The following is a 14,403-nucleotide window of genomic DNA, read 5'->3' as shown; positions in this document are numbered from 1 at the left end:
TGCGTTGGCGAAGAGTGGCCGTTTAACGGCATGAGTGACTTTGGTTCCAGTTACATCAATTGATAATTCCAACGAGCTAAGAAATACAGGAATGTTAACTTGAGAAGGAGCAGTACTTGCTGACGTATGCGTCATAAGCCTCTGTAAACGTAATAGCTTTTGTTTCTACACCGGGCCCTGTCATCGAAATCACCATGCTATCTCGCCACTCGTAGTAGTGGCTATTTCCGTCACCTCTAGGAGAGGGAGACGTATCCGACGAGGGCTCTCTTAACACCGATCGTTCTTGTCTCGTAAGCGTGCCATCTCGCATTGTGAATCCGTACAGCGCCAAACCTACCTCAGGTGTACCGTCGTAAAGCTTGCCATAGGCGTACTTCTTTCCAGGAAAACGATTGTCCTCATTGAGTTGAGCGTCAATCATATCGAATTGGAATGAAGTCCAGAGAACCCAGCCATGGTTGGGTATTTCGCGCCACCTAAAGGTGGTCATTTGACACCCATCAACCTGAACTTCACGGCGTTCATCTTCGAATTGATGGCTTCCCCCTTGCATCAGAGCCGCGACGAGTTCTTCCCTTTCGCCCGCGTACGCAGTCGTAGAAACAAAAATCAAAACTGCAGAAATATTCTTCACAACTTTTTCTCGATATATATGGAAAAAACTACAACCAATCCCGCAAAATCGGAATCAACGGGACATCCGCCGCGGGCATCGGATAGTTCCGCAGGTCATTTGCCCGCACCCATTTCAACGCCTGGCCTTCCTTGGACTGTGGGATGCCTTCCCACTTCCGGCAGGCAAATAGCGGCATAAGCAGATGGAAATCGTCATAGCTGTGGCTAGCAAAGGTCAGCGGGGCGAGGCACGAGGCCCAGGTGTCGATGCCCAGTTCCTCGTGCAATTCGCGGATCAGGGCGGCCTCGGGGGTTTCTCCGGGTTCGATCTTGCCGCCGGGGAATTCCCACAGACCGGCCATGGATTTGCACTCGGGGCGTTGGGCCAGCAGGACGCGGCCCTCGATGTCGATCAGAGCGACAGCAGACACTAACACTGTCTTCACGAGCGATAATCCGCGTTGATTTCGATATAGCCGTGGGTCAGATCGCAGGTCCAGACGGTGGAAGCGCCCTGACCCAGTCCCAGATCGACTGCGATCACCAAATCCTGACCTTTCATATAGGCCGCAGCGTCTTCCTCGCGGTAGTCGGGGCTGACCCAGCCTTTTTCAGCCACAAGGATGTCTCCGAACGATATGCTCAAAAGGTCGCGGTCTGCAGCAGCACCGGATTTGCCGATGGCCATGACGATGCGGCCCCAATTCGGGTCCTCGCCCGCGATGGCGGTTTTGACCAGCGGGGAGTTGGCGATAGCCAGCCCGTGGGTTTTGGCATCAGCATCCGTGGCGGCGCCGGTCACACGAATTTCGACGAATTTCGTGGCCCCTTCGCCGTCGCGGACCACTTGCTGCGCAAGGTCCAACATCACTGTTTCCAGCGCTTGCGCGAAAGCGGCATTGCCGGCGGCATCGACGCCCGATGCCCCGGTGGCGCAAAGCAAGAGGCTGTCGGATGTCGAGGTATCGCTATCCACGGTGATGCAGTTGAAGGTCCGGTCGGTCTGCGCGCCTAGCATCGCCTGCAGCGCTGTCTGCTCGATCTGAGCGTCGGTGAAGATATAAACCAGCATCGTCGCCATATCGGGCGCGATCATGCCGGAACCCTTCGCTATCCCCGCAATAGAGACTGTTTGGCCGCCAATATCGACCTGCGCCGACGACCCCTTCGGGAAGGTGTCGGTGGTCATGATCGCGCGCGCCGCGTCCTCGATCGCGTGACGGCTGAGGCCCGCCTTCAACGCCTCAAGCTGTGCAACGATGCGGTCATGGGGCAGCGGCTCGCCGATGACACCGGTCGACGAGGTAAAAACCCGATCTACCGCGACTCCGGTAGCTTTGGAAACGGCTTGTGTCACCTCGGCCACTGAGGTCTGCCCGTAATGGCCGGTAAACGCATTGGCGTTGCCCGAATTCACAAGGATCGCTGCAGGCCCGTCGCCGGGCCCGCCGATCTTGTCCTGACAATCCAGAACGGGGGCCGCACGGGTGGCCGAGCGGGTGAACACCCCCGCCACCGAAGTGCCCGGATCAAGAACGGCCAGCATCACATCGGTGCGGCCTTGATATCGGACACCAGCCTCGACAGTGGCGAAGCGCACACCGTCGATCGCGGGCAATTCGGGGAAGGCCGCCGGGGCCAGCGGTGAAACCTTGGTTATCGTGGCCACGGGGTTACTCCTGCAGCAGCTCCAGCTGGCGCATGACCTCGGGGCCGGCGCCCTCGAGCGCGGGACGCTCGATCTGCGCTTGCTGCGTCAACTCGTCAATCTTGGCCTGAATTGCTTCTTGCCGAATGGTCTGAGCCAATTCATCGCGCACGACCGCCAATTCGGGGGCCTCGGTCTTGCGCTTGTCGTTCAGCGTGACCACGTGCCAACCGAACTGGGTTTGCACCGGATCCGAGACCTGACCCTTTTCAAGGCCAAGCACGGCACCTTCAAACTCGGGCACCATCTGGCCTTTGCCGAACCAGCCCAGCGCACCGCCATTGGGGCCAGAGGGTCCTGTGGATTTTTCTTTCGCTAGCTCAGCGAAATCTGCACCTTCTTCCAGTTGGGCTTTGACAGCTTTGGCTTCGTCCTCGGATTCGACCAGAATGTGGCTGGCATTGAACTCGTCTTCGCCCTGAAACTCGGCGAATTGCGTGTCATAGGCGGCCTGTATGGCCTCATCGGTGACACTGGCGGCTGTCAGCGCTTCGACGGTTTGCACGGCGCGCAGGGACCGGGTTTCGTTTTCCAGTCGAAGGGCGTTGAGTGTATTCAGCTCTTCCTGTTCAAGGCTCAGAAGGTGCTGCTGGACAAGTTGCTCGAGGATGAAATCATATAGCACCTCATCTTCAAGCTGCTGATACTGCGCCGGCAGCGCCGAGGCGGTGGCGATGACGTGACCCAATGTGATCTCGTCGCCGTTCACGCGGGCAACCACGGTGTTGGCATCCGGTGCGTCCTGGGCGGCCAGCGGCAACGCCATCACGGCAGCAAGCGCAAGCGATGGCAGAAAAGTGAGGCCTTTGGGCATGGAATTATCCTATTTCTTTGCCGCGACAGGGCGCAGCGTTGACACTGTGGAACCTGCCCCTTACATCGCTTTGAAGCCTTGGACAGGGCCGCCTTTCACCCCCCGTATCTAGGGGCTGCGCGCAAGGTGGGCAAGCCTGTCGCAACCAAGAAAAAAACAGATCCGCTGGAGTGAACATGCTGGGACTCGGAACGCTCGCCAAAAAGGTGTTCGGAACACCGAACGACCGCAAGATCAAGGCGGCCCGCCCGCTGGTCGAAAAGATCAATGCGCTGGAGCCGGAGTTCGAGATCCTGACCGACGATGGCCTGATCGAGAAAACCGCTGAGCTGCGCAAACGAGCGCTGGACGGTGAAAAGCTGGATGACTTGCTGCCGGAAGCATTTGCCAATGTCCGCGAAGGGGCCAAGCGCGCCCTAGGTCTTCGGGCCTTTGACGTGCAGTTGATGGGTGGTTTGTTCCTGCACCAGGGCAATATCTCGGAAATGAAAACGGGTGAAGGCAAAACCCTGGTCGCCACCTTCCCCGCCTATCTGAATGCACTGACCGGCAAGGGCGTACATGTGGTCACGGTGAACGAATACCTGGCCAAGCGCGACTCGGAATGGATGGGCAAGGTGTTTGCGTCCGTTGGCATGACGACCGGTGTGATCTGGTCGGGCCAACCGGATGCCGAGAAGATGGCGGCGTACAAGTGTGACATCACCTATGCCACAAATAATGAGTTGGGTTTTGACTATCTGCGCGACAACATGAAGGCCGATCTGGAACAGGTCTATCAGAAGCACCACAATTTCGCGATCGTCGACGAAGTCGACTCGATCCTGATTGATGAGGCGCGGACGCCGCTGATCATCTCGGGGCCGGCACAAGACCGATCGGACCTTTATACTGCCATCGATACCGTGATCCCGACGCTGCAGGACGATCATTACTCGCTCGATGAAAAAAGCCGCAGCGTGACGTTCACCGATGAAGGCAACGAGTTTTTGGAGCAGCAACTGCTTTCAGCGGGTCTGCTGCCCGAGGGGCATTCGCTGTACGACCCCGAAAGCACCACTGTAGTGCATCACGTCAATCAGGGCCTGCGCGCGCATAAACTGTTCCAACGTGACAAGGACTATATCGTTCGGGATGGCAATGTGGTGCTAATCGACGAATTCACCGGTCGGATGATGCCGGGCCGCCGCTTGTCGGAGGGTCTGCACCAAGCCATCGAAGCCAAGGAAGGCGTACAGATTCAGCCCGAGAATGTGACTCTGGCCAGCGTGACATTCCAGAACTATTTCCGCCTCTATGACAAGCTGTCCGGCATGACCGGCACTGCGCTGACCGAGGCGGAAGAATTTCAGGAAATCTATGGTTTGGGTGTGGTCGAGGTTCCGACCAACAAACCAATCGCGCGTGAGGACAAAGACGACCAGGTCTATCGCACGACAGCCGAAAAATACGGTGCCATTATTGAACAGGTCAAAAAGGCCGGTGAAAAAGGTCAGCCGGTTCTTGTCGGTACCACGTCGATCGAAAAGTCCGAAGTGATCAGCCAGATGCTGACTAAGGAGGGTATCGAGCACAATGTTCTGAACGCCCGTCAGCACGAACAGGAAGCCCAGATCGTGGCAGATGCCGGCCGTCTGGGTGCGGTGACCATCGCCACCAACATGGCGGGTCGCGGTACTGACATCCAGCTGGGCGGTAACGTTGAGATGAAGGTGCTGCAGGCGCTGGCGGAAAACCCCGAGGCTGACCCGGCCGAGTTGCGTGCGGCAGAAGAAGCCAAGCACGCGGAAGAAAAGGAAAAGGTGCTGCAGGCCGGTGGTCTTTACGTAATGGCGTCCGAACGTCATGAAAGCCGCCGGATCGACAACCAGCTGCGCGGGCGTTCGGGACGCCAAGGTGACCCGGGCCGCACCGTGTTCTACCTGAGCCTGGAAGATGACCTGATGCGCATCTTCGGTTCGGAACGTCTGGACAAGGTCCTGACCACGCTGGGTATGAAAGAGGGCGAGGCAATCATTCACCCCTGGGTGAACAAATCGCTGGAACGGGCGCAATCCAAGGTCGAAGGTCGCAATTTTGACATGCGCAAAAACGTTCTGAAATTCGACGACGTGATGAACGATCAGCGGAAAGTCGTGTTCAGCCAGCGGCGTGAAATCATGTCAGCGGATGATCTGTCGGATGTTGTGTCCGATATGCGTGAGCAGGTGATCGACGATATGATCGACGAATTCATGCCGCCAAAATCATATGCAGATCAATGGGATACAGAAGGTCTGCACGAAGCGGTCAAAGACAAGCTGACCATCGATGCGCCGGTTCAGGACTGGGCCGCCGAGGAAGGCGTAGATGACGAGCAAATCCGCGAACGTCTGATCAAGGCCGCCGATGAAATGATGGCGCAGAAGGCCGTGGCCTTTGGCCCGGAAAACATGCGAAACATCGAAAAGCAGGTTCTGCTGCAGACTATCGATGGCAAATGGCGCGAACATCTTTTGACGCTGGAACATCTGCGCTCGGTCGTGGGTTTCCGTGGCTATGCACAGCGCGATCCGCTGAACGAGTACAAGAACGAAAGCTTCCAGCTTTTCGAAGGGATGCTAGATTCCTTGCGCGAAACCGTCACTCAGCAATTGTCGCGCGTGCGCCCGCTGAGCGAAGAAGAACAGAAGGAAATGCTCGCACAGATGGCGGCGCAACAGGCACAGGCGCAGAAAGCTGTGGATCAAACTGCCGGGAATGCTGAGGCGATCGCCGAAGCCGAAGCGTCTGGTGACAGTCGTCCGGGTTTTGTCGAGGATGATCCTTCGACTTGGGGTAACCCGTCACGCAATGATCCTTGCCCCTGTGGCTCGGGGAAAAAATTCAAACATTGCCACGGCAGGTTGACTTAACGTCACCTGCTTTCCACCACAATGAGTCCGCCTCACGGCCACATATTGGCCTTGATTGGGAAGCAAATTGCGACTCGCTCCTTCAACTGGGGAGGGTGTCTTGTTTGTCATTAAGAACTACGTGACCACGGGCGGAACCGTTGCCTGCGCTCTGGCCATTGGATATTTGATGCAAAGCGGATCGGCGCAGCAACCCAATGCTGAGCCGAGCGGTGAACGCGTCGCTTCGATCTCGGAACAGGACTCGGACCTGACCGGACTGGAAAGCGTTGTCCTGACCTCTTCTTCCCCGACAGAAGCGCGTCCCAAGGATCTATCTCAATCCATACGCTCAGCGCCAGAAACCAGCCGTTTGCCTTCGAATTGCGATATGAGCGCGCGCGCCATGGCTGTGCCCGGCGCCAACGTACGGCTGCGGGTCAAGGCCCCCTGCCACGCCAATGAGACCATTGAGGTTCATCACAACGGGCTGGTTTTCAGCACCGAGACCGATGCGCTTGGCGGCTTGAACCTGACCATCCCGGCGCTGTCGGAATACGCTATTTTCCTGATCTCGCTGCCGGATGAGAAAGGCACCGTTGCGACGACGCATGTGCCCGAGATCAACAGCTTCAACCGGGTTGCCTTGCAGTGGCAGGGCGAAACCGATCTGCAGCTTCATGCGCTGGAATTCGGCGCAGGTTACGGGGAAGAAGGCCACGTGTGGTCCGGGTCCCAGACCGGCGGCGCGGGCTCGGTGATCCATCTGGGTCAGGGCGGTTCGGACGTCGCGCGCAACATCGAGGTTTATTCATATCCCATTGAGACCGCAACCGAGGCCGGAAGTATCACTCTGTCGGTTGAAACTGAGGTCACTGAAGCAAATTGCGGCAAGCCCCTAAGCGTGCAATCATTGGAATGGCGCGCGGAACGGCTACGCTCACGCGACCTGTCGCTGGATATGCCCGGTTGTGAGGCAGCTGGCGATTTTCTGGTGTTGAATAATCTGTTCTCAGACCTGACAATCGCTGCCAAATAAGCAGCAGGCAGATCTACGGTTTCCAATGAGCATTCTTCGTGCGGCGTTCGCCGCGCTTTTTGCCTTATCCTTGGCACAAAGCGTATTCGCGCAGGACATCACTTTGACCTCGCATGACGGCAAGGTAGAAGTGATCGGCACCCTTCTTGGTTACGACGGTGAATTCTACCGTGTCGATACGCAATTCGGAGAGCTGACGGTCGATGGATCAGGGGTCACCTGCGACGGCCCAGCCTGCCCCAACCTGACGGATTTTGTGGCCGAAGTTCGTTTCTCTGGCTCATCAGTGATCGCCGAGACACTGCTGCCCGCGCTTGCACAGGGCTTTGCCATCGAGGAAGGGTTAACACTGTCACAGCCCGAGGGTACCGGAGACCTGCGGGTCTACGCTCTGAATCACCCTGATCGGCAGGCGCCTTTGGCGAGGTTCATATTTCGTGCAACGGATACGGCTGACGGCTTTATCGATCTGGTTGAGAACACCGCAGATGTCGTGTTGGCGCAGCGGGAAATTCGATCGGACGAACTGGAGTTGACCAAAGCCGCTGGGCTCGGAGATCTGACGCAAACCCGCCGGTCGCGCGTCTTGGCTCTGGATGCAATCGTGCCAATCGTGTCGGCCGACAATCCCGTGCGCCAGATATCGCTTGCTGATCTGGTGAAGGTTTTCACCGCCGAGGTCGCAAATTGGGGCGATCTCGGTGGGCCTGATGCGCCGATCTCTCTGCACCTGCCACAGGTCGGTTCCGGGCTGGATCAGGCGGTCGAGAATTTGCTGTTGTCGCCGACGAACGCACCAATGACCACAAAGATCATACGCCATACCCGCAACAGCGATTTGGTGCGCGCAGTCTCGAACGACCCATTCGCGATCGGCATCGCCAGCCTTGCCGAAGCCGGGACTGCACGCGCCCTGCCTCTGACCGGTGGATGCGGACATGCCCTGCCGGCAACGCGGCAGTCGGTCAAGACCGAAGACTATCCGCTGACCTCACCCATGTTTTTCTATTTGCCGCAACGACGATTGCCCAAAGTCGCGCGACAGTTTCTGGCCTATACCCAAAGCAGCGCCGCACAGATGGTCATCCGGCAAGCCGGATTTGTCGATCAATCCCTTGAAACAATCCAGGTTGGGCTGCAAGGCGATCGGCTGGCCAATGCGATCAGCACCGGTGGAGCTGAGGTCGGGTTGGAAGAGTTGCAGCGCATGATCGAAACCCTCCGTCCACTTTCGCGGCTATCTTTGTCCTTTCGGTTCGAACCGGGGTCTTCGCGGCCCGATGCTCAGTCCCGGTCAAACATCTTGAACCTTGCGCAAGCTTTGGAAAGCGGAACGTTGGAGGCGCGTCAATTGATCTTTGTTGGGTTTAGTGACGGCGAGGGCGCGGCGGTCGCCAATTCACGTATTGCCCTGCAGCGTGCCAAAACCGTCCGAAACGCAGTGCTGGCATCGGTCGAAACCAGCCTCCCCGACAGTATCGAAATCAGTGTCGAGGGCTTTGGCGAGGCCATGCCGATGGCCTGCGACGACACCGAATGGGGCCGTAAGGTGAATCGTCGGGTCGAAGTTTGGATCCGATAACCCTTACAAATAGCCTTGCGAGCGGAAACTCAGTTCGGTCGATTTCCCGATGATCAGGTGATCATGCAAAGTCAGACCAAGGGCGGAACACGCATCCTGAATCCGGTTGGTCATATCGATATCCGACTGCGACGGCGTCGGATCACCGGATGGATGATTGTGGACCAGGATCAGAGCCGAGGCATTGAGTTCCAACGCCCGCTTCGCGACCTCTCGCGGATAGACCGGCACATGATCCACTGTGCCTTTGGCCTGCTCTTCATCCGCAATCAGCACATTCTTGCGATCTAGATAAAACACACGAAACTGTTCGATCTCGCGGTGCGCCATCGTGGTGTGACAATAGTCCAGAAGCGCATCCCACCCCGAGATCACATGCCGTTGCATCACCCGGGCACGCGCCATGCGATGGGCACAGGCCTCAAGGATTTTCAGATCGGTAATCACCGTGTCCCCAACGCCTTTGATCTGACGCAGCCGTTCCTCGGGTGCCGTCAACACACGATTGAAATCACCAAACGCATCCATCAGTGCCCGAGCCAGCGGTTTCACATCCTGACGCGGGATGGATCGGAACAGAGCAAGTTCCAGCAGTTCATAATCAGGCATCGCTGCTGATCCGCCAGACATGAACCTTTCGCGCAGCCGCTTGCGATGGTCTTTGATGTAGGAGGGTAACCGACCAACGGGCAGCGGCTGCGCCGGTGCTTCATCCGTATCGAACAGCATGGGGGCTTCGGCAAAGGCGTCTTGGGTCATAACACCACTCTGACGCAGAATCGGTTTCCGAAAAGTTAACGCGCCCTATCCCTGCCCGCCGGATCGGCAACAGACGGATCCCCTGTTTCATCTGGCCATAAATATCTCGGGGGAGTCGCCCAAAGGGCGATGGGGGCAGAGCCCCTGCTTAACCGTTTAACCCTTCATGCCATCCCAGAAGGACTTTACAGAAGAGAAAAAGCTTTTAGATTCCGGGTGATTATCTTCACCCAAATCGTCAAACTCACGCAGAAGTTCTTTCTGACGACTGGTCAGATTGACCGGAGTTTCCACGGCAAGTTCGATGAACATATCCCCGATGCCTCCGCCGCGCAGGGCGGGCATGCCTTTGCTACGCAGGCGCATCTGGCGGCCCGACTGGCTGCCGGCAGGAATCTGAACACGACCGCGACCACCGTCGATGGTCGGAACCTCGATCGAACCGCCAAGTGCTGCCTTGGCCATGCTGACTGGCACACGGCAATAGAGGTTCACGCTGTCACGTTCGAACAGCTTGTGCTCGGAAACTTCCACAAAAATATAGAGGTCACCGGGAGGACCACCACGCATTCCGGCCTCGCCCTCACCGGCCAGACGAATCCGAGTGCCGGTCTCGACACCGGCAGGGATGTTCACGGACAATGCGCGATCTTTTTCAACGCGCCCCGCACCTTGGCACGACTTACAAGGGTTCTTGATGATCTGACCCAAACCAGAGCAGGTCGGGCAGGTGCGCTCAACCGTGAAAAAGCCCTGTTGCGCGCGAACCTTGCCCATGCCGGAACAAGTCGGACATGCAGTAGGTTCAACTCCACCTTCGGCACCAGTTCCCTCGCAAGAGGAACAGGCCACAGCCGTAGGAACGTTTATGGTTTTCTGCAGGCCTGCATAAGCCTCTTCCAGCGTGACCCGCAGGTTATAGCGCAGGTCTGAACCGCGTGCGGCGCGACGGCCCCCGCCTGCCCCACGCTGGCCACCCATAAAGTCGCCGAACAGATCGTCGAACACGTCAGAGAACGCGCTGGAGAAATCGCCCTGACCGAAGCCGCCACCGGGACGGCCGCCGCCACCGCCCATGCCGTTTTCAAACGCGGCGTGACCAAAGCGGTCATAAGCGGCTTTCTTTTCAGCATCGCGCAGAACATCGTAAGCCTCGTTGGCCTCTTTGAACTGCGCTTCGGCATCGGGGTTGTCCTTGTTGCGATCGGGATGCAGCTGTTTGGCTTTCGAGCGAAAGCCTTTCTTGATCTCATCCGCAGAAGCGCCCTTGGACACGCCGAGCACTTCGTAATAGTCGCGTTTGGACATCAGTATTTCCTTCTGCCTCAACGTAATCGGGCCGGCCCGGCAACCGGACCGGCCCAAATTGGCCCGGTTACCCGTTAGTTACGCTTGTCGTCGTCCAGATCTTCAAACTCGGCGTCGACAATGTCATCGTCACCCGGCGCGGCATCTGCGGCTGCGGGCTCATCTTCGCCCTCTTCCGTCTGTGCCTTATAGATCGCCTCACCCAGTTTCATGGCCGCTTCGGTCACGTTCTGGATGCCCGACTTGATCTTGTCGGCATTGTCCGTTTCCAGCTCATCCTTGAGCGCAGCAACGGCCAGTTCGATCGCTTCGACGGTCGACGGGTCGACCTTGTCGCCATGTTCCTCGATCGATTTCTCGGTCGCGTGAACAAGGCTTTCGGCCTGGTTCTTGGCTTCGACAAGCTCTTTGCGCGCCTTGTCTGCCTCGGCGTTTTCCTCGGCATCCTTGACCATCTTGTCGATATCTTCGTCCGACAGACCGCCCGAGGCCTGAATGGTGATCTTCTGCTCTTTGCCGGTGCCTTTGTCCTTGGCCGAAACCGAGACAATGCCGTTGGCGTCGATGTCAAAAGTCACCTCGATCTGAGGCATGCCGCGCGGTGCGGGCGGGATCTCTTCCAGATTGAACTGACCGAGGATCTTGTTGTCCGCAGCCATTTCGCGCTCACCCTGGAAACAGCGGATGGTCACGGCGTTCTGGTTGTCCTCGGCGGTCGAGAAGACCTGGGACTTTTTCGTCGGAATGGTCGTGTTGCGGTCGATCAGTCGGGTGAATACGCCACCCAGCGTCTCGATGCCCAAGCTGAGCGGGGTCACGTCCAGCAGAACCACGTCTTTGACGTCGCCCTGCAGAACACCGGCCTGAATGGCGGCGCCCATAGCAACAACTTCGTCCGGGTTCACACCCTTGTGCGGCTCCTTACCGAAGAACTTGGTGACCTCTTCGATCACTTTCGGCATCCGGGTCATACCACCGACCAGAACAACCTCATCCACGTCGCCAGCCGACAGGCCCGCGTCTTTCAGGGCAGCCTGGCAAGGCTTCATCGACTTCTTGATCAGGTCGCCAACCAGCGATTCCAGCTTGGCACGGGTCAGTTTCATGACCATGTGCAGCGGCTGACCGTTCGAACCCATCGAGATGAACGGCTGGTTAATCTCGGTCTGCGAGGTCGAGGACAGCTCGATCTTGGCTTTTTCAGCAGCTTCTTTCAGACGCTGCAGGGCCATCTTGTCGGCAGACAGGTCGACACCGTGTTCCTTTTTGAACTCATCCGCCAGGTAGTTGACGATGCGCATGTCAAAGTCTTCACCACCCAGGAAGGTGTCACCGTTGGTCGACTTCACCTCGAACAGGCCGTCGTCGATTTCCAGAATGGTTACGTCGAAAGTACCACCACCAAGGTCATAAACCGCGATGGTTTGGGTTTCTTCTTTGTCCAGACCATAGGCCAGCGCAGCTGCTGTCGGCTCGTTGATGATCCGCAGCACTTCCAGACCGGCAATTTTACCGGCGTCTTTGGTGGCCTGACGCTGAGCGTCGTTGAAGTATGCCGGAACGGTAATAACCGCCTGCGTGACTTCCTCACCCAGATAGCTTTCTGCGGTTTCCTTCATCTTGCCCAGAGTGAAGGCCGAGATCTGGCTTGGGGAGTACTTTTCACCGCGGGCTTCAACCCACGCGTCGCCATTGCCGCCATCAACGATGGCGTAGGGCACCATTTTCTTGTCTTTTTCGACTTCTGCATCATCCACACGACGACCGATCAGACGCTTGACGCCAAAGATCGTGTTGTCGGGGTTGGTGACCGCCTGACGTTTTGCAGGCTGACCGACCAGACGCTCATCTTCTGTAAAAGCGACGATCGAGGGCGTGGTCCGCGCCCCTTCGGCGTTTTCGATGACCTTCGGCTGCGAGCCGTCCATGATGGCCACACACGAGTTGGTGGTACCGAGGTCAATCCCGATTACTTTTCCCATATTTTCAATCCCTTTCCATTCAAGGCGATGTCCCGAGGGTTGGACCCGTTGCGGCATCCTGCCCCCGATTGATGTGCGCGACAGCACTACACCATCGCGCGTCGAGGCGTATATAAGGGCGAGAACAGGGGCCTGCAAGCGTTCAGAAACGCAGGTTTTCGGGAATCTGTGGCCTTTTTTGGCAAGGTTTTGGCAAGGTTTGGGGATTCTGGAATGGCGCGGCTGTTATTGCGCGGATTTGATATTCGGAAAGGCTATTTGGATGCGGCGGCGCAGTCGCATCTAGTTGACCTGCTTAGGCCGATTCTGAAAGTGGCACCGCTTTATCGGCCCGTGACACCTTCGGGCAAGGAAATGTCAGTGCGGATGACCTCGGCCGGGGCACTGGGATGGGTCACTGACCGGGCGGGCTATCGGTATCAGGACACGCACCCAAAAGGCATGACATGGCCCGCGATTCCAGATGAGATTTTGACCATCTGGCAGGACCTGACCTGCGCAGATCGCCAGCCCGATTGCTGTCTGATCAACTATTACGGTGAAGGCACCAAGATGGGCCTGCATCAGGACAAGGATGAGGCCGATTTTTCGTGGCCCGTGCTGTCGATTTCATTGGGCGATGACGCGCTGTTCCGTATCGGTAACACCACGCGGGGCGGCAAGACCGAGTCGATCTGGCTGAGCTCGGGCGATGTGGTGATCATGGGCGGCCCGGCACGCTTGACCTATCACGGGGTTGATCGCATCCGGTTTGGATCATCCAAACTTTTGCCAAAGGGCGGACGCATCAACCTGACTTTGAGAGTCGCAACGTGAAACACAATCCAAATTCGGGATCAGCTTTTCAGGATAAAGTGTGCACCGCCAAGATCAGCGTCGCGCATCCCAGCTTTTCGAGACCTGCTTACGGGTATAGAACTCGCCCAGCAGGCCGATCATCGTCAGGATTATCCCGACCCAAAGCGCGTATTCCCAACTGGAGTTGCGGGGAAAGTAGTTTCGGAACACAAAACCACGGCATTGATCTATGATGTGAAACAGCGGGTTCCACGCAAACATAGTCAGCATGAACCCACCCAATGCGTTGCCGACGAACATCTTGCCAGAAAATATCATGTTCAGACGACGGTACATACTTGTCAGGATGCTTACTGTATTTGGAAACCAGGGCTTTAGCGCCAGAAACACAAGACCGACCGAGCATCCTACAAACCATGCCAGCAAAAGCATCCCAAAAGCACCGCCGGGCTCCTGAATTACAAGGGGCGAGACGGCTACGCTGTAGACGAACAGGATGACCAGGATCGAGACAAGCTGCGTGTACAGAATACCGAAGGCAGATGCTGACAACATCACCATCATGGTCATCGGCGAATGCAGTGTCATCGGATTGTTGCCGGATCCAACCCCGGCGATAGCAGCGACAGACTTGATATGCGTCAGGAACAGAAAAACTCCGGAGAGCAGGAACAAAACCATCTCGCCCCGGATTTTGGCCATGCCGGTCATTCGACCAATTAGCGTCATAAGTATATAAAACGCCGTCACCAGAAGAACGACCTGAACAATGTTTATCAGGATTGCGATCACCGCATTTGAATGCTGCGAGCGGATATTGCGGACCACCGCATGGAATATAAGCTCGGCGGTGGTGAAAACCCCGCCCAGCAACGACTGATTTCGCTTGTAGTGAAACACTCGAATACTCTTTCCTGCTGTG

General features: G+C 57.1%; 12 protein-coding genes. 4 read left to right on the top strand and 8 right to left on the bottom strand.

Features of this window, described 5'->3' with window-relative positions; translation table 11 throughout:
• Positions 1-94: 94 nt before the first annotated feature.
• The 4 genes from ACR0MP_RS19575 to ACR0MP_RS19560 are packed head-to-tail and all read right to left on the bottom strand — an operon-like array spanning position 95 to position 3,140.
• Positions 95-637, bottom strand: coding sequence for a hypothetical protein (locus ACR0MP_RS19575; RefSeq protein WP_170737276.1), 543 nt, complete (start codon positions 635-637; stop codon positions 95-97).
• Positions 638-665: 28 nt separating this feature from the next.
• On the bottom strand, positions 666-1,064 hold the full coding sequence (locus ACR0MP_RS19570) for a (deoxy)nucleoside triphosphate pyrophosphohydrolase (protein WP_480887639.1): 399 nt from the start codon (positions 1,062-1,064) through the stop codon (positions 666-668).
• Positions 1,061-2,287 (bottom strand): bifunctional glutamate N-acetyltransferase/amino-acid acetyltransferase ArgJ, encoded by a 1,227-nt coding sequence (gene argJ / locus ACR0MP_RS19565; RefSeq protein ID WP_170636727.1) that lies wholly within the window; start codon positions 2,285-2,287, stop codon positions 1,061-1,063. The genes ACR0MP_RS19570 and argJ overlap by 4 nt, the downstream gene beginning before the upstream one ends.
• Before the next feature lie 4 nt (positions 2,288-2,291).
• On the bottom strand, positions 2,292-3,140 hold the full coding sequence (locus ACR0MP_RS19560) for a peptidylprolyl isomerase (RefSeq protein ID WP_170399297.1): 849 nt from the start codon (positions 3,138-3,140) through the stop codon (positions 2,292-2,294).
• Between the two features lie 176 nt (positions 3,141-3,316).
• Between ACR0MP_RS19560 and secA the strand changes: the two genes are divergently transcribed.
• From secA to ACR0MP_RS19545, 3 genes are all read left to right on the top strand, one after another.
• A complete protein-coding gene (secA, locus tag ACR0MP_RS19555; protein WP_480887637.1) occupies positions 3,317-6,034 on the top strand; it encodes a preprotein translocase subunit SecA in 2,718 nt (905 codons plus the stop codon).
• Positions 6,035-6,134: 100 nt separating this feature from the next.
• Positions 6,135-7,052, top strand: a complete 918-nt coding sequence (locus ACR0MP_RS19550) for a hypothetical protein (RefSeq protein ID WP_480763843.1) — start codon at positions 6,135-6,137, stop codon at positions 7,050-7,052.
• 25 nt (positions 7,053-7,077) lie between these two features.
• The gene (locus tag ACR0MP_RS19545) at positions 7,078-8,634 is read left to right on the top strand and encodes a phosphate ABC transporter substrate-binding/OmpA family protein (RefSeq protein ID WP_170408770.1); all 1,557 of its coding nucleotides are present in this window, start codon (positions 7,078-7,080) and stop codon (positions 8,632-8,634) included.
• A 3-nt stretch (positions 8,635-8,637) separates the two neighbouring features.
• On the opposite strand, the gene radC is transcribed toward ACR0MP_RS19545, so the two are convergent.
• From radC to dnaK, 3 genes are all read right to left on the bottom strand, one after another.
• A complete protein-coding gene (radC, locus tag ACR0MP_RS19540) occupies positions 8,638-9,393 on the bottom strand; it encodes a RadC family protein (protein WP_170408771.1) in 756 nt (251 codons plus the stop codon).
• A gap of 156 nt (positions 9,394-9,549) precedes the next feature.
• Positions 9,550-10,701, bottom strand: a complete 1,152-nt coding sequence (gene dnaJ, locus ACR0MP_RS19535; RefSeq protein ID WP_170408772.1) for a molecular chaperone DnaJ — start codon at positions 10,699-10,701, stop codon at positions 9,550-9,552.
• A 74-nt stretch (positions 10,702-10,775) separates the two neighbouring features.
• Positions 10,776-12,683 (bottom strand): molecular chaperone DnaK, encoded by a 1,908-nt coding sequence (gene dnaK / locus ACR0MP_RS19530; protein WP_170408773.1) that lies wholly within the window; start codon positions 12,681-12,683, stop codon positions 10,776-10,778.
• A gap of 213 nt (positions 12,684-12,896) precedes the next feature.
• On the opposite strand from dnaK, the gene ACR0MP_RS19525 reads away from it, so the two are divergent.
• Positions 12,897-13,499: an alpha-ketoglutarate-dependent dioxygenase AlkB gene (locus ACR0MP_RS19525; RefSeq protein ID WP_170408774.1), complete on the top strand. Its 603-nt coding sequence runs from the start codon at positions 12,897-12,899 to the stop codon at positions 13,497-13,499.
• Between the two features lie 54 nt (positions 13,500-13,553).
• On the opposite strand, the gene ACR0MP_RS19520 is transcribed toward ACR0MP_RS19525, so the two are convergent.
• Positions 13,554-14,381, bottom strand: a complete 828-nt coding sequence (locus ACR0MP_RS19520; RefSeq protein WP_170408775.1) for an ABC-2 transporter permease — start codon at positions 14,379-14,381, stop codon at positions 13,554-13,556.
• Positions 14,382-14,403: the final 22 nt, after the last annotated feature.

Source organism: Ruegeria sp. K3 (assembly GCF_056531845.1).
Note: the sequence above shows the minus strand (reverse complement) of the source record. Positions and strands in the feature narration are given on the sequence as shown.